Source organism: Varibaculum sp. GTC20041 (genome assembly GCF_055387755.1).
The window spans coordinates 1,160,760-1,175,729 of record NZ_AP041144.1; the positions used below are offsets into that span (position 1 = coordinate 1,160,760).

At 52.7% G+C, this 14,970-nt stretch carries 14 protein-coding genes; 9 read left to right on the forward strand and 5 right to left on the reverse strand.

Annotation, left to right across the window (positions count from 1 at the left end; all coding sequences use genetic code 11):
• Window positions 1-102: 102 nt before the first annotated feature.
• Window positions 103-876, reverse strand: coding sequence for a general stress protein (locus ACZ5BI_RS04980; RefSeq protein WP_464895756.1), 774 nt, complete (start codon window positions 874-876; stop codon window positions 103-105).
• Window positions 877-1,061: 185 nt separating this feature from the next.
• Between ACZ5BI_RS04980 and ACZ5BI_RS04985 the strand changes: the two genes are divergently transcribed.
• From ACZ5BI_RS04985 to ACZ5BI_RS05010, 6 genes are all read left to right on the forward strand, one after another.
• Window positions 1,062-2,375, forward strand: coding sequence for a magnesium transporter MgtE N-terminal domain-containing protein (locus tag ACZ5BI_RS04985; protein ID WP_024058737.1), 1,314 nt, complete (start codon window positions 1,062-1,064; stop codon window positions 2,373-2,375).
• Complete coding sequence (locus ACZ5BI_RS04990) at window positions 2,359-2,868, forward strand: DUF1003 domain-containing protein (RefSeq protein WP_278608973.1); 510 nt, start codon at window positions 2,359-2,361, stop codon at window positions 2,866-2,868. The genes ACZ5BI_RS04985 and ACZ5BI_RS04990 overlap by 17 nt, the downstream gene beginning before the upstream one ends.
• A gap of 150 nt (window positions 2,869-3,018) precedes the next feature.
• Window positions 3,019-4,140: an Mrp/NBP35 family ATP-binding protein gene (locus ACZ5BI_RS04995; protein ID WP_464895757.1), complete on the forward strand. Its 1,122-nt coding sequence runs from the start codon at window positions 3,019-3,021 to the stop codon at window positions 4,138-4,140.
• A gap of 60 nt (window positions 4,141-4,200) precedes the next feature.
• Window positions 4,201-4,842, forward strand: coding sequence for an O-methyltransferase (locus ACZ5BI_RS05000; protein ID WP_464895758.1), 642 nt, complete (start codon window positions 4,201-4,203; stop codon window positions 4,840-4,842).
• Between the two features lie 197 nt (window positions 4,843-5,039).
• Window positions 5,040-5,735: an LOG family protein gene (locus ACZ5BI_RS05005; protein WP_316690913.1), complete on the forward strand. Its 696-nt coding sequence runs from the start codon at window positions 5,040-5,042 to the stop codon at window positions 5,733-5,735.
• 164 nt (window positions 5,736-5,899) lie between these two features.
• Window positions 5,900-6,094 (forward strand): DUF3117 domain-containing protein, encoded by a 195-nt coding sequence (locus ACZ5BI_RS05010; RefSeq protein ID WP_022865121.1) that lies wholly within the window; start codon window positions 5,900-5,902, stop codon window positions 6,092-6,094.
• A 95-nt stretch (window positions 6,095-6,189) separates the two neighbouring features.
• On the opposite strand, the gene ACZ5BI_RS05015 is transcribed toward ACZ5BI_RS05010, so the two are convergent.
• Genes ACZ5BI_RS05015 through ACZ5BI_RS05025 form a run of 3 tightly spaced genes read right to left on the reverse strand, consistent with a single transcriptional unit; the run spans window position 6,190 to window position 9,346 of the window.
• A complete protein-coding gene (locus tag ACZ5BI_RS05015; RefSeq protein ID WP_464895759.1) occupies window positions 6,190-7,416 on the reverse strand; it encodes a BMP family lipoprotein in 1,227 nt (408 codons plus the stop codon).
• Complete coding sequence (locus ACZ5BI_RS05020) at window positions 7,413-8,510, reverse strand: mannose-1-phosphate guanylyltransferase (protein ID WP_412585371.1); 1,098 nt, start codon at window positions 8,508-8,510, stop codon at window positions 7,413-7,415. Before ACZ5BI_RS05020 ends, ACZ5BI_RS05015 begins: the two co-directional genes overlap by 4 nt.
• Window positions 8,511-8,554: 44 nt before the next feature.
• Window positions 8,555-9,346 carry a DeoR/GlpR family DNA-binding transcription regulator gene (locus tag ACZ5BI_RS05025; protein ID WP_464895760.1) on the reverse strand — a complete coding sequence of 264 codons (792 nt, stop codon included), beginning with the start codon at window positions 9,344-9,346 and terminating at the stop codon, window positions 8,555-8,557.
• 131 nt (window positions 9,347-9,477) lie between these two features.
• Between ACZ5BI_RS05025 and ACZ5BI_RS05030 the strand changes: the two genes are divergently transcribed.
• Window positions 9,478-10,746, forward strand: coding sequence for a YihY/virulence factor BrkB family protein (locus ACZ5BI_RS05030; protein ID WP_464895761.1), 1,269 nt, complete (start codon window positions 9,478-9,480; stop codon window positions 10,744-10,746).
• An 80-nt stretch (window positions 10,747-10,826) separates the two neighbouring features.
• Here the strand turns inward: ACZ5BI_RS05030 and ACZ5BI_RS05035 are convergent, their stop codons facing one another.
• Window positions 10,827-12,056, reverse strand: a complete 1,230-nt coding sequence (locus ACZ5BI_RS05035; RefSeq protein ID WP_464895762.1) for a hypothetical protein — start codon at window positions 12,054-12,056, stop codon at window positions 10,827-10,829.
• A gap of 356 nt (window positions 12,057-12,412) precedes the next feature.
• Between ACZ5BI_RS05035 and ACZ5BI_RS05040 the strand changes: the two genes are divergently transcribed.
• Together ACZ5BI_RS05040 and metX are read left to right on the forward strand one after the other, a co-directional pair.
• Window positions 12,413-13,705, forward strand: coding sequence for an O-acetylhomoserine aminocarboxypropyltransferase/cysteine synthase family protein (locus tag ACZ5BI_RS05040; protein WP_464895763.1), 1,293 nt, complete (start codon window positions 12,413-12,415; stop codon window positions 13,703-13,705).
• Window positions 13,706-13,765: 60 nt separating this feature from the next.
• Window positions 13,766-14,965: a homoserine O-acetyltransferase MetX gene (gene metX / locus ACZ5BI_RS05045; protein WP_464895764.1), complete on the forward strand. Its 1,200-nt coding sequence runs from the start codon at window positions 13,766-13,768 to the stop codon at window positions 14,963-14,965.
• Window positions 14,966-14,970: the final 5 nt, after the last annotated feature.

Genomic DNA, 14,970 nt, shown 5'->3' on the forward strand with positions numbered 1-14,970 from the left:
CTTATTTGGTTCCGAGCGTTAACTCGCGCATGAAAAAACCGGCGGGATTAGGGTCGCAGCGCCGGAACTTCCTTAAATATACCCCTGAGGCAACTACCAGTGCTAATGAGCGTCGTTTAGCTCACTGTTTTCGGGTTCCGCCTGCCCGGTTTGCCCCTGAGTCGGCTGCCCGGATAGGTCTTTCGTATCCGGGGTAGAAGTTTGCGCAGCTGCTACCTCAGGGCTACCTGAGCCAGTGGCGGGGCGCTGCTCGTTTACCTGTGTTTGCTGTGCCCGCAGTTGCTTGCGTGCCTTGGGACTTAGGCGAACCCCGAAACGAGGACGCTCGTCCAGGCGGGATCCGAACTGGGTAGGCCCATCATCGACGCTACTAGGGGCATCCTGTTCCACCACGGCCGCTTGGAAGCGGGAATCGTCCAGGAGGTGACGCCGGGCAATATAGTAATCAGCGGCGGTCATGAGTACGTGCTCTTGTCCGGTAAGGGAGGAGGCATAGGCAATCGGGTAGCCCGTACTCGAAGAGCGCAGCGCCCAGGCAACTAGACGCTCAATTGCGGTCAGAAGGGCGAAAGCTGCGATCACTAGGGGCGCAAAAACCGCCCAGGAAGGTTTCCAAAGCACAAATAGTAGCGCAAAGAAAATTCCCATCATCAGGCCGCGAGAAAAACCAGCGAGGAGAGCCTTCGGCCAGGTAACAATCCCAACTACTTGATTGGAGCGAGTTAGCCCGCGCTCTTGTACCAGAAGTTGCTGCAATGGGAAATCTTTAGATTTTAAGTAATTAATGGCTTCTTCCACGTCTTCTTTCGAGGAGAAGATCGCCAAATCCTGCCCTTGGAGAGCTGCGTTTACCATGCGGTTTCGAGGAAAAGCCATAGCCTAAGTGTCTATTGAGGATCAACGCATTGCAAAACTAATGCCCGTAATGCCCGTAAAATTTTGCCGCCGGCGAATCTAGCTACGCCGCTTGACCTGCTAACAAACGGGTATTGTCTGCTAGACAAATTACTGCAATTTGGCTAAAGCCTTGCCTGCTTCAATCTTCAAGTAGAGTTAGAGATATGGAGCACGCCAAGCATTCAATTAAACCCATCGGTTCACGCGTTTTCATTGGCAAATTGGCAGGAACTCGCGTATTTGACCCGGTAGGAGATGAAATCGGCAGGGTAACCGATGTAATTATTGTTTTGCGTTTTACCGGCCTGCCCACGGTGGTGGGTTTGGTAGTTGAGGTGGCCGGACACCGGAGGGTGTTCGTCCCGGTAACCCGGATAGTGGCGATCCAACCTGGGCAAGTTATCACCACGGGACTGGTTAATATTCGTCAATTCCAACAGCGGGTAGCAGAGACCATGGTTATGGGCGAGCTTATGGATCGGGTCTTGGCGATGCGAGACGGTTCTGGAGACGTAAAAATCCAGGATATGTGCATGGAACAGGATGATCGTCGTGACTGGTATATCACCAAGCTCTATGTGCAGCGAGTAACTTCCGCGCTGGCTCTTAGCCGCGGAGAAACCATGCTAATTGACCCTTCCGAAGTCTCTCATCTGCGTAAATCAGTGCTCCCCCAGGAGGCAACCACCCTACTAGCTCAATTAGAGGACGCCAAAGCTGCCGATGTGGCCGATGTCTTGGCTGATCTACCCGAAGAGCGGCGCTTAGAGGTGGCAGCACAGTTAGGAGATGACCGCTTAGCTGACGTACTAGAAGAGCTAGGCCAAGAGGATCGAGTCTCTATCCTTACCTCTCTCGATGTGGCGCGCGCCGCCGATATCTTGGATGTGATGCAACCGGACGATGCCACCGACTTGGTAAATGAACTGCCCGAAAAACAGGCGCAGATATTACTGGCAGAAATGGAACCAGAAGAGGCGGCGGATGTGCGGCGCCTAATGGCTTATGGGGAACGGACTGCCGGGGGTTTAATGACCACCACTCCCGTGATTTTGCCACCCGATGCAGATGTAGCCACTTTATTAGCCCATGTGCGGCGCAAAGATATACCCCCGGCGCTGGCAGCAATGGTATGCGTGTGTCGTCCCCCCACCGAGACTCCCACCGGCCGTTTCCTGGGGGCAGTCCATATCCAAAAAGCCCTACGCGAGCCGCCACAAACCTTGGTGGGACAGATCCTAGATGACGATCTTAAGGGAGTGGATCCCTCTGCCGGTATCGGCACGGTGACCAGACTGCTGGCTACCTATAACCTGACGGCAGTTCCGGTAGTTGATAAGAATCGACATCTTTTAGGGGCAGTTAGTGTTGATGACGTCCTCGATCACCTCTTACCTGAGGATTGGCGCGATGCGGACGAAGACGAAACCGATTTAGCGATGGAAAGAGAAAGGATCGAAGATGGCGGACAGGCTTGACACTCCCCGCGAAAGGAAACGTCGTTTTCGGCTCCCGCGTATCAATTTACAGTCCGAGGGCGTAGGGCAGGTTTCGGAGTCTTTCGCGCGCTTCCAGGGAACTCCCCAATTTTTGGTTTACTTGACGGTATTCGTAGTTCTGTGGCTAGCTTGGAACTCCTGGGCTCCGGAAGCCTGGCGTTTCGACAGTGCTGCCCTGGGATTTACTGCCCTGACTCTCATGCTTTCCCTGCAGGCTTCTTATGCTTCTCCCCTGATTTTATTGGCTCAAAACCGACAAGATGACCGCGATCGAGTTTCTGCGGAACAAGACCGACGCCGCGCGGAAAAGAACCATGCCGAAATCGAATATCTCACTCGGGAGATTGCTTCATTGCGCCTATCTATGTCGGAAGTCGCAACTCGAGATTTCGTGCGCGGGGAACTGCGCGACCTCTTAGATGAACTTAAGGACGAGGACGAACAGAAACAACGGCGCGAAACCGAAGAATAATTATAGTCTAACTGGTCAAGCCGGACACCAGGAACCTTCCCTTATCCCTTCAACCTTACCCGCCGGCTCCTTCGAAGCGAGCCTTAAGCGGTATCGCCATTAGCTTAGCTAAAAGTGAGGTATTGGCTTGCGCCATATAGGATGGAGGGCATGAGTCAGTTAAACGAAGACGCGATTAGGCAGGCACTAAGTCGGGTAATCGATCCCGAACTAGGACGGGCAATTACCGACCTAGATATGGTGCGCGAGATTTCTATTGGCGAGGACGGCGCGGTCAAAGTCGGTGTTGATTTGACTATCGCAGGTTGTCCCCTGCAGTCGGTAATCGAAAAAGATGTGCAAGAGGAAGTCTCTAAAGTTCCCGGCGTAAGTACAGTGACCGTAGAAATGGGGGTCATGGATGAGGATCAGCGAGCGGCGCTGAAAGAAAAACTTTCGGGGCCGCAAAATGTGATTCCCTTTACCCAACCCGATAATCTGACCCGAGTCTACGCGATTACTTCTGGTAAAGGCGGAGTCGGTAAATCTTCGATGACCGCCAACTTGGCTTTAGCTCTGGCCTCCCAAGGTCTCAAAGTTGGGGTGCTAGATGCTGATATTTATGGTTTTTCAATTCCTAGAATGCTAGGGGTCGCGGAAGAACCAACCGTGATTGATGGCATGATTGTTCCCCCGGTTGCCGGCGGAGTAAAAGTGATTTCTATCGGCATGTTCGTTCCGGACGGGCAGCCGGTAGTTTGGCGCGGCCCTATGCTGCACCGTGCCCTCCAACAGTTCTTAGCGGATGTTTACTGGGGCGACCTGGATGTATTACTGCTGGATCTACCTCCGGGAACCGGAGATGTCGCTATTTCGATTTCCCAGTTGCTGCCAGGTTCAGAAATCCTGGTGGTAACTACCCCGCAGGTGGCGGCGGCAGAAGTTGCCGAGCGCGCCGGAGTCATCGGAGCGCAAACCGAACAGCGAGTCATCGGGGTAATCGAAAACATGTCATATCTTCCGCAAGAAGATGGCAGTAAACTGCATTTATTCGGTACCGGTGGCGGAGACATGGTGGCCGGACGCCTCAGTGCTCAACTAGGATACGAAGTGCCGGTTTTGGCGAACGTCCCCCTAGATATCGCTTTGCGGGAAGGATCTGACCAGGGAACTCCGGTAGTGGCTATGCATCCTGATTCCCCGGCCTCCCAAGCTATTAACCAGGTGGCCAAGGCACTGGCTAAGCGTACCCGCTCACTTGCCGGACGAAACCTGGGCGTTAAACCCCTGTAAGTTACGGAGCTGGTTACGTAAACTGGTTGCAAGCGTAAATCCGCTAGCGAGGAAGTCGTAATGAATAACAACAAAGCTTTAAGTTGGGACTGGACTGAGTCTCAGGTGGTTGAAGACGAAATCACCGCGGCGGCTCGAACCGCCGCGGTAGAAATGGGGGCTGCCCCAGTTTCTCCTGCCACCGGAGCTGCTTTGCGGATGCTATCGGCTGCCTGTGGCGCAAAAGCTGTTTTCGAAATTGGTACCGGAGCGGGCGTTTCGGGTTTATATCTGCTGGCTGGAATGTCTGAGAACGGGGTACTTACCACCATTGATTCCGAATCCGAGTTCCAACAAGCAGCCCGTACCGCTTTCCGCCTCGCCACCCAGAGATCAAATCGTACCCGTCTCATCAATGGTCATGCGCTGGAAGTACTACCCCGTATGGCAGGCGCCGCCTACGACCTGGTGGTAATTGATGCAGACGTAAGGGAAATCTCCAGCTATATTGAACAAGCAACTCGGATTCTTCGTCCCGGTGGTATGGTGGCAATCGTGCACGCCCTCTGGATGGATCAGGTGGGAGACCCGGCGCGCCGCGAAATGGAAACTACCCAAATGCGGCAAGCGGTTACGGCGTTGCTGAACGATGAACGTTTCATTGCCAATGTGCTCACCTGTGGTGATGGGCTAGCTGTGGGGGTTTATTGTCCGCCTGAGTAGGCGGGCGATATTTCACCCCTTTGAGGGAACGTTTTAGTTAAGCGCTAAACGGTCGCTACTAGCAGTTTTTCTTATATTGCAGTGGCGAGCTATCCAATGTTTCGGCGCTGTTAACTAAGGGTTCAACTGCTTACTGGTATGCTTCGCGAGTGAGAAGTTTTAAAAATGATGGCGTGTACCGCCGCGGTCCCATTCAAATGCGTAACGCTCTAATGCCTACCGAGACTTCGGAGCAGCGGCTGCTTAGTCCCCAAAAGGATACTGACTGGCTTCACAACGACACTTGGCGAGTTCTTAGAATTCAGAGCGAGTTTATCGAGGGCTTCGGAGCCTTAGCAGAACTGGGACCGGCTATTTCGGTCTTTGGGTCCGCGCGTACTTCCCAAGACGCCCCCGAATATGCTTTGGGGGAAGAAACTGGCCGACTCCTAGCTAAGTCGGGCTGGGCAGTGATTACTGGGGGCGGACCGGGACAAATGGAGGCCACCTGCAAAGGCTGCACCGAGGCGGGAGGCATTGCGGTGGGGCTAGGAATCGAGCTGCCGCACGAGCAAGTATTCAATGATTGGGTTTCGCTGGGGATCTATTTCCGGTACTTTTTCGCTCGCAAAACTATGTTCGTCAAGTATGCGCAAGGTTTTATGGTTTTACCGGGAGGATTCGGCACTTTGGATGAGCTATTTGAAGCCGTCACCTTGGCAGAAACCGGCAAGATACAGTCCTTCCCCATCGTGCTAGTAGGACGTAGCTATTGGAGTGGTTTACTTGCTTGGATAAAGGAGCAGGCAATCGGGTTGGGAATGATTACGGAGAAGGAATTCGCTTCCATACAGCTGGTTGATACCCCCGCCGAAGCTCTAGAGATTATCGGTAAAGCTCCCCAAGATCGGTAATTCTGCTCCCTAGCGCCCACTTTTACTGCCAGCTTCCCTGTCCTGCCCTAACCGGGATCACCAAGGGGTAATCGAGCCGCAAGGCGGGTAAAGGTCTTAATCTGCTATAATTAGCTAGGTAATTGCTGTTTCAGCCGTTTTGATTTAGCTCTCTGGGGGTTAGCATGGCCGCAATGAAACCACGAACCGGAGATGGTCCGTTAGAAGTAGCCGAGGACGGAGTTCGCACCGAAGCCGGACGGGAAGTCGTGTTACGTCTACCTGCTTTAGGGGGCGGACGCCTCGTGATCGAGATGAGTAAACAGGAAGTTATCGATCTAGCGGTAGCTATTCACGAGCTCTACCCTGACGAAGTCTAGTTCGCCCTCCCACCCAGTAAACCACCGGTTCGTGGCTGGTACCCTTCCCAGGTTACTTAGGTTATTTAGGCTACTTACCGCTGCCTCCATAACCCTTAGAGTTTCAGGGTTCCTTGGCGGAATTCTTCCTCAATAATCTGCGAGTTTTTCTTTACCTCATTAGGAACCGTCGAGCCATACTCATAAAACGGAGTCAGTCCTACCCATCCGTTCCGGTAGGTTCCGACGATCTGCGTAGAGTTGGCAGCAAATCTGTCTTTCCGCGCCTCTTCAATCAGAGAAATCATTGCCTCAGACAGATCAGGAACAATTGAAGTCAAGACCGGTGGCCGCCCCTGAGGGAGATTACCCTGGGTTTCGTGTCCGTCAGTTAGATACCAAATTGCAGTGATACTTTCTACCGAATCGATTATCTGCGGAGTGACAGTAGACGCGCTGACAGTAGGCGTAGGATAACTTTCCGAGGGGGTAGAGGTAGGGCTTTCACCCTCGGTAGGTTTCGCGGTTTGCCTGCTAGCTTCTTCCGCCGCCTGCTCAGCTTTTTCTTTATCTGCATTCGCTTTAATAATGGCTTCTAAACCAGCCGAATTTTGCGCACCCTCCGCGAAAAATATTACATCCGCCCCCTGTTTTATTATCGCCTCCGTCTGGGATTTTACTCTCGCTTTATTCGCGGTTCCTCCGAGATAGAAGCGGTTTCCCCCGGGAATAACTTTAACTTTTAGGGATTGCCCATTTTCCTGTTCCTGGTCTGAGTTATAGCGAGCAACTCCTTGAGAAAATGAGGAGATCAGGGTGCTATTAATCTGGTTTTTCTCTCCGGCAACTACTGCCACTTTTCCACTTGCGGAAGTCCCTGCCGCAATAAAACCTGCTACATAGGCAGGTTGGCTCAAATCGTAAGTAATGATGGCCAAGTTTTCGCGAGTCGCCTGGGCGGTAGCTCCGGGAGGAAGCAGCAGCGCAAAATGGCGCGCCCGATGATATTTTGCCTGTTCCATTAAAGGTTGAACAAAGGCCTCTCCTACCCCGATAATCAAAGAGCAGTTGGCAGAAATATCGTGAGCAATCGCTTTTTCAATCTTCTTTGGCGAATCGAGACTAGTGCGGCGTGAGGCTACCCCTAAACGTTTTTTACCATCCTCTAGCGCAGTGATGGCCTTAGCATTAATGGAACCTGCTTCCCCTTTACCTAAAGTAAGCAGGCAGGTACGAAAATCTGCCGCATTAATATAACCAGCTGGTGCCACATTGGTTCCGGCACAAGCAGATAGGCTCAAAGATAGTGCCAACGCTGCCCCTAGCTGGCGCCACAGTTTCACTGCAGATCCCCTTGTTCTGCCACCACGTCCCCTAGCTTTTGCGCATATTGGGTAGTAGTCACCAGGGTTACATCTGCACGGCGAATCACTACCCCGTTAGGTATTCCCAACACCACCAGCTTTTCTGTACCGCCGTGATCAATAAAAGCTCCGGGGCTGGCCAGCAGCTGAGTTTTGCCGCTACCGCGCACAACGGAATTTTGGGGGGCATCACCAGCGATAGTCTGGCGCAAAGAAGCGAAATCACCGACATCGGACCAACCGAAGTTGTCGGTAGCTACTACTGCTACCCCGCCCTCATCGGCTATTGGTTCTGCAATGGCAGTGTCTATGGGGTAAGAAGGCAGCGATTCCCAAAGCTCAGTAAAATCTGTTGTACCCGGGTTCACATGCACCATGTCTTGGATTGTTTCATAATAGCGGGGAAGCAAATTATTTAGGTGAGACAAGAACACCTCGGTGTTAAACACAAACATTCCGGCGTTCCAAAAATAGCCTCCCGTCGCTAGATAACTCTCGGCTTCGGAGCGTGAAGGTTTTTCTTTAAAACTTTTTACGTCAAAGACTTGTGGCTGGCTGTATTCCGGACTCAAAACAGTATTGGACGCGCAGATATAACCATAAGCAGTGGAAGGACAGCTAGGAGCTATTCCTATAGTTACAATTTTTCCCTCCCTAGCCGCCTCAACCGCCGCAGATACGGCACCACGGAATACGGCAACGTTCTTTATCGCGTGGTCAGCAGCAAATGACCCGGCAATCACCGCCCCATATTTTTGCTGTAGCCGAGCTGCCGCCCAAGCGATCGCGCCGAGAGAGTTTTTTCGACTGGGCTCTTCCAGGATCTGGTATTGTTCTTTCGCACTCGCTGGGAGCCGGGCATTCAGATTTTGGGAGGCAACGGCCTCGGCATGGTCGGTGCCGGTTACTACCGTTAGCGACGCTGCCAGAGGCGAAAGTCGGTCAACGGTTGCCTGCAAGAGGCTACAACCCTCCCCCAGTAAATCGAGTAAAAATTTGGGTTTACCAACTCGCGAAACCGGCCAGAGACGGCTTCCAGGACCTCCGGCAGGAATAATTACATGTAGGCTCATAATTTAAAAGTATCGCGCATAGTCCGGGTCAAGGTTAGGCTCGACTAGGGTTGGCAAATATCCACCATTACTTGCGCCTCGGTGAGGGTCTCAGCTATTCCGCTAGGTGGGGCACTAATCGAGATGACTCGTGAAAGCTGATTTAGGGGACAAACTACTCCTAGCGCTGACCTTCGCCATGCCGGGGTTGGCACCATAATGGTGGCGAACTCGCTGTTTTCGATCAGCACTTTTTCCAGCATTGCTTTGTCTAGATTATTGCAGCTAAGACCAGTTTTAGCATCAATACCTTCGGCTTCAATAAATACGGAATGAAAATGAAAATTGTAGGCGGTAATCACGCTAGGAGAACCTAAGGTTTCATGATCTATCGGCTGTCCCCCGATGAAAACAATCTCAGAGTGAGCTTTACCGTTGTCTCGCTGCATCTGTTGGGCCTCATCAAGAATCTGCATCGCAGGCAGATAGTTGGTTGCCACTGTCAAAGACGAGAAGATTTCACTTTCGCTAATAATTTTAGCGAGGTAGCGACCGCTCCCACCTGCACCAATAAAAAGTTTAGAGCCCGGACGAATAGTTTCAGCCGCCGCTTGAGCCAGTATCTTTTCTTCGTCGTTAGCAGCAACAGTGCTGCTTGGAGTGGGCAAGCTTTCACCTTCCAGACGAACCGCCCCTCCATGAACGCGCTCTAATTTCCCTTGATTTGCGAGCAGACTGATGTCTCTGCGCACCGTCATCTCAGATACGCCGAGCTCAGTTACCAGGTCAGTAACCCGCACTGATCCGTTACTATTTACTTGCCGTAAGATTTCGTCGTGCCGCTGATGCGCTAGCATGGCTCTCTCCGCTGATAGAGGTAACTTTCCTTTAGATTATCCCATTTTGTTGCTATTTGTCTTTTTATTCGCGCGCTTTTGTTCGTTTGAATGAATGCGACTAACCTCAGCAAAACCGTTAGATTTAGAGTATGAAAAGTACCAGTAACTCCCCCGAGCTTTCCGTTCGCGACCGCCACCCAGAGCAATTTTCACCCAGTTTTATCGAGGTGAAAGCCGAATCCGGAATTATAGATAAAGCGAAACTATTTGTTTCCTGGTTGCAACGTCTGCGGATTATGCGTTCTCTTACGCGCTACGGCAATGGTCGCGGCGCACTACTAGCTGGAGGTATCGCTTATTCTGCGATTTTTTCTCTCGCTGCTGCCCTAACTATTGGAATCACCTTGCTTCTAGGAGTGCTGGGGCGCAGTCCCCAGCTACAAGATGCAGTATTTTCCTCTCTCGCATCTTCCCTTCCGGGAGTACTGGAATGGAAAGGCTCCTCTGGGATTGTTGATCCCTCCGATCTGGTAATTTCCACCTCTTTTTCCATAACCGGAATCGTGGCGGTCGTGGTATTAGTTTTTTCCGCGACTTCGGTGATGCGCGCCATGAAGTCTTCCATTCGCGCCATGTTTGGAATTGATCAGGTGCCTTCTGGTGCGGCCAGCGAAAAGCTACGCGACTTATTAGGATTTGTGGCCATTGCCTTGGGAGTGGGAGCGACCGGGATTTTAACCTTGGCACATACGGTTGTCGGTACTCAAGTATTTTCGGCAATCGGACTAGAATCTACACTTGCCTCCATGATGATAAGGATCGGTTCTTTTCTGATTAGTGCCGCTATCGACGGGTTGATCCTTTGGATCTTGATTCGTTTCGTGGCACTAGTTAGAGCACCAAAAACTGACCTTTGGTGGGGACTAGCAGGGTTTGGAATAGTAGCTTCTTTGATAAGGTCGCTGGGAACCTCCGCAGTTGGCTCAGTTAATAACCCGCTGTTAGCTTCTTTCGCCGCCATTGCCACCCTGTTGCTGTGGATCAACTTACTTTCCCGAGTGATGCTAATTGCTTGCGCTTTTATTGCCAATCCCCCCAAGGCTCTCAAAGTTAGCGAAGCTGAGGACGTGCATGCTACTGAAATCCCCAACTACGTATCCTTGTCGGAGCCGCTAACTTTGGATTGGGCACACCATCGGCTCAGCGGAGCCGTGGATCTTGATGTTCCCGCCGATACTTCCTTACCTGACCATTTAGCACAAGGGCAAGCACCTCGGTGGCGGTCTCGCCTGGTGACCCAAAGCGGAAAACCGTGGCGAGGAAAGGTAAGCGCCCTGATTGATCAGATGATCGCGCGGCATGAAAAACGGATCGTTTTCCTGCGCTCTCTAAAAGATGGGCGCCGGGATCCCCGCTAGCATCTCGCCCTGGCGCGCTAGGTATGTTTAGGCTTTAGACTCGAAAAAACTAGGCAGCTATCGAACTTGCGCGCAGCAAGTTAGAGATCGCCCACTATCCGGTTTTTCATATGGTGCACCACCGAAGAACGCAATCCGCCATCAATACCCAGCATCACTCCGCCCAGCAGGGAAAGCTTTGAGAAACGTTTCTTACCTGCTAGGCCGATTAGGCCAGCACCAATTAAGCCCACCCCTACTGCCATTTGAGCAATATTTGCCACTTTCATCAAAGTGGGGTGCTCTATTTCCAGCTTCCGTAGGATGCCGAAAGGAGTTTTCGCGTCCTCGTCAGAATGCAATATCCGCATATCTACGCTGTGCCCCATGGCGCGCGCCCATCCGGGCTCATGGAAGATTTCAATCCCGGGAACGTCCTCTAACTCCAGTCGCCCATAGAGGAAAGCGGCGGCCTCAGCTGGTAGCCCCATAACTTCAATCGCCCGCACCATTCCATCTTGACCGGCAATTTTGAAAGTCTGCGCTAATTGCTGGGCATCACACCCGGCAGTTTCAGCAATCCGGTTGGGAGAAGAGGAATGTCCAAGGTATTCACGAATCTGTTCTTCCAGTGCCGGGTCGGGATTCTCTACCGCTCCGGGAACCACCTGGGTTTGCAGCAGCCAGGAGTGAATAGCTAGTTTCTCTGGATCGGCAACTTCATCGGAAGTAACTGCCACCACCCGCTGATCATGGGCAGAAACATACAGTCCCACCGCGGGAATCCGGGAAATCAAAGAACCTTCAACAATATCCGCGCGAATCGTTTCATAGCACAGAGCAATCCGGCCTTCCGGAAGGGTGACACACCCCAGGTTTTTCCCTTCCGCAGCCGCGCAAAATGGAACCGAAGAAACCGGCATCGAAGAAATTTCGACTACTCGCACTGGTTGCTCCCTATCACCTGACCGGGAGGGAAGAGGCGTATCGGAAGGTAGTTTATTGGCATGATATTCCCCGATAGACACGTCGGCAGCAAACTTCTCTGCCAGCAGTTCTACCACTTCCGGGAGCGCTGCCCCCACGCGCAGCGGTTCCTCGGCCTCATCTAAAGATGCCAGACCGTCAGCCTGGTTACGGAGCATATTTACTCCCAGCAAATGCGGGGTATCGGGAAACCAATCTGCCTCGGCAACGATATTTTGTTCCCTAAAGAACTGGCACACTGCCCTGGGGTCGAGCTTGGCAGCCACCATCGCGCCCTCTTGAACATTCCAGGTAACTACCGGGTCAGCATGGGTATCTACACTGGGCAAGCTGTCATTGCTCATGATTTCTCCTTTGCGGTTACTCTTTCCTCCAGATTAACCTTTGAAGACAGCTTTTTCAGCCGTTACAGGACACAGAATTGCGAATTTTTCTCTTATCGAAATAGTGACTTAGTTCTCAACTTCTAAGATTGGCTTGCTATTGACGGGCAGCACCAGGTTACCTTAAGGGCATGACACGTCGAATGTTCAGCTGACCCGCACGGTCAGCTCTTCCCAGTCCGCCCCTAGGCGGCGACGCGTTTGCCCGTGCAAAAAAAGTCCCTTTGGACTGCCTTGCCGGGCTTTTTGTTTATCCAAAGTGGACTATTGGCAAACGTTTTAGAAAAACCCAAATCTACTGAAAAGGATAAATAAAAATGACTAAGCAAAACTGGGGTTTCAACACTCGCCAGATTCACGCCGGATACCGTCCCGATAAAGAAGCCGGTTCCCCGGTTCCTCCGCTGTACCAAACCAATGGTTACGTTTTTAAGGACGCGAAACAGGGCGCGAATCGTTTCGCTTTAAAAGAACCCGGTCCTATCTACACTCGCCTAAATAACCCCACTAATGAGGTTTTCGAGGAGCGGGTTAACTCTCTAGAGGGCGGAGTGGGAGCGCTTTCGACTTCTTCGGGAGCCGCCGCGATTGCGCTGACTATTTTGACGATTGCCGAGGCCGGAGACAATATCGTGGCTTCACCTTCCCTATATGGCGGCACCATCGCGTTCCTGGCCAATAACCTGCCGCGTTATGGCATCACCACTACTTTTGTTGCCGACCCTACCGATGCAGCGCGGTGGGAGGCAGCCGCCGATGAGCACACTATCGCGTTCTTTGGGGAAACTATTCCCAATCCGAAAAATGATTTTCTAGATATTGAGGGCGTCGCCCAGGCGGCGCACCGGGTCGGAGTGCCTTTTATCGTCGATAACACCGTGGCCACCCCCTACTTGACCCGCCCCTTAGAGTGGGGAGCCGATATTGTGGTGCATTCGGCCTCGAAATATCTGTGCGGACATGGCAACTCCATCCAAGGAGTGATTGTTGATGGCGGCTCTTTCGATTGGGGAGCTGATCCAGGGCGTTTCCCCCAGTTCAACCAGCCTGATCCGTCCTATCATGGCCTGGTTTATAAAGACCTCGGCGAGGCCGCGTTTATAACTAAAGCCCGGGTGCAGGGGTTACGTGATTTCGGGTTCGCAGCCAGTCCCTTTAACTCTTTCCTGGTAAATATCGGGATTGAAACCCTGTCACTACGGGTGCAGCGCCATGTGGAGAACGCTCAAAAAGTAGCAGAGTTCTTAGAGGGGCACCCGCAGGTAGCAGCAGTTAGCTATTCGGGGCTTGCCTCTTCCCCCACCCATGAATTGCAGCAAAAATATGCTCCCAGCGGTGCGGGCGCGGTTTTGGCTTTTGACCTTAAAGGTGACCGCGCTGATGGAGAAGCCTTCGTAGATGCTTTGACCCTGCTATCGAACGTGGCGAACCTGGGAGATTTACGTTCCCTGGTTATTCACCCGGCCTCTACCACCCATTCGCAGGCTAATGAACAAGAGTTGGCGGCGGCGGGTATCAGCCAATCCACTATCCGAGTCTCGGTCGGTCTAGAGGACGTAGCAGACATTATCGCTGATCTGGAAGCCGGATTCGCGACGATTAAGAAATAAGTGACGCTTGCGCTTTTGGAGTAAAAGACAAGAATCCGGTATTAGCTGAGAGGAACCTCAATGTCTACAGCGTTAAAAGAAAAAACCGCCGGCGGGACAACAACCGAAATCTTTAATCCCCGCCAGCAATATCCGGGCACTAACTGGGCAAATAGTCCCGCTTGGCTGCCTGGGGACGATCCCGGTAACCGCCAATTCGTTTCCCTGGGGGAACTGCCCTTGGAAAACGGAGCCAGCCTGCCAGGAGGTTACCTGGCGTATGAAACTTGGGGAACACTCAACGCCGATGCCTCTAATGCAATTTTGATTGAGCACGCCCTGACCGGCGATTCTCATGTGATCGGATTGCAAAGCTCGGCGCACCCCACTGCGGGTTGGTGGGAGCGGGTAGTAGGGCCAGGCAAACCGATTGATACTGACCGTTATTTTGTGGTGGCTCCTAACTGCTTGGGCGGATGTCAAGGGTCTACCGGCCCTGCCTGGCCAGCGCCTGATGGATTGCCTTGGGGCTCTCGTTTCCCCGAACTCACTACCCGCGACCAAGTGCGAGCAGAAAATAAGCTGCGCAAGCAGCTAGGAATACTATCGTGGGCACTGGTGGTAGGCCCGTCTGCGGGAGGATTTCGCGCCCTCGAGTGGGCGTGCCTATATCCGCAGCGAGTGCGGGCATTGGCGCTGGTCGCAACGGCCGCAGCGACCAGCGCCGACCAGACCGGTTGGGCACATATGCAGGTGCGTGCCCAAGAGTTAGACCCCAGCTTTGCCGGTGGAAACTATTATTTATCAGCCGATAAAGAAGCCGGAAACCCGGGTATGGCGCTGGCTCGACAAATCGCGCACGCCACCTATCGCACTTCCGGCGAGTTAAACACCCGTTTTGGGCATAACCCCCAAAAAGGCGAGAATCCCCTGGCAGGAGGACGCTACGCCGTAGAATCCTACCTGGATTATCACGGGAAAAAATTGACGCGGCGTTTTGATCCCGGTTCTTATCGGGCGCTAACTCGCGCGATGATCACTCACGATATCGGTCGCGGGCGCGGCGGTACCCGCCGCGCCGCCGGCTCCATCAGCGCCCTCACCCTAGTGATTGGAGTAGATTCTGACCGCTTATTCCCGGTAGAAGAATGCGCGGAACTGGCGCGCCAAATTCCCGGAGCGAGGCATCGGCAAGTTACTTCCTCCTCCGGTCATGACGGTTTCCTAGTAGAAACTCGCCAGGTGGAAAAAATCCTGGCCGATTTCGTTGCTGGCTTATAGTTACC

Coding starts and splice junctions, on each gene's coding strand:
- ACZ5BI_RS05025 (WP_464895760.1), bottom strand. CDS start 9,346: ATGCTAGCGCATCAGCGGCACGACGAAATCTTACGGCAAGTAAATAGT.
- ACZ5BI_RS05005 (WP_316690913.1), top strand. CDS start 5,040: ATGCGTAACGCTCTAATGCCTACCGAGACTTCGGAGCAGCGGCTGCTT.
- metX (WP_464895764.1), top strand. CDS start 13,766: ATGTCTACAGCGTTAAAAGAAAAAACCGCCGGCGGGACAACAACCGAA.
- ACZ5BI_RS05010 (WP_022865121.1), top strand. CDS start 5,900: ATGGCCGCAATGAAACCACGAACCGGAGATGGTCCGTTAGAAGTAGCC.
- ACZ5BI_RS04985 (WP_024058737.1), top strand. CDS start 1,062: ATGGAGCACGCCAAGCATTCAATTAAACCCATCGGTTCACGCGTTTTC.
- ACZ5BI_RS05030 (WP_464895761.1), top strand. CDS start 9,478: ATGAAAAGTACCAGTAACTCCCCCGAGCTTTCCGTTCGCGACCGCCAC.
- ACZ5BI_RS04990 (WP_278608973.1), top strand. CDS start 2,359: ATGGCGGACAGGCTTGACACTCCCCGCGAAAGGAAACGTCGTTTTCGG.
- ACZ5BI_RS04995 (WP_464895757.1), top strand. CDS start 3,019: ATGAGTCAGTTAAACGAAGACGCGATTAGGCAGGCACTAAGTCGGGTA.
- ACZ5BI_RS05020 (WP_412585371.1), bottom strand. CDS start 8,510: ATGAGCCTACATGTAATTATTCCTGCCGGAGGTCCTGGAAGCCGTCTC.
- ACZ5BI_RS05000 (WP_464895758.1), top strand. CDS start 4,201: ATGAATAACAACAAAGCTTTAAGTTGGGACTGGACTGAGTCTCAGGTG.
- ACZ5BI_RS05035 (WP_464895762.1), bottom strand. CDS start 12,056: ATGAGCAATGACAGCTTGCCCAGTGTAGATACCCATGCTGACCCGGTA.
- ACZ5BI_RS05040 (WP_464895763.1), top strand. CDS start 12,413: ATGACTAAGCAAAACTGGGGTTTCAACACTCGCCAGATTCACGCCGGA.
- ACZ5BI_RS04980 (WP_464895756.1), bottom strand. CDS start 876: ATGGCTTTTCCTCGAAACCGCATGGTAAACGCAGCTCTCCAAGGGCAG.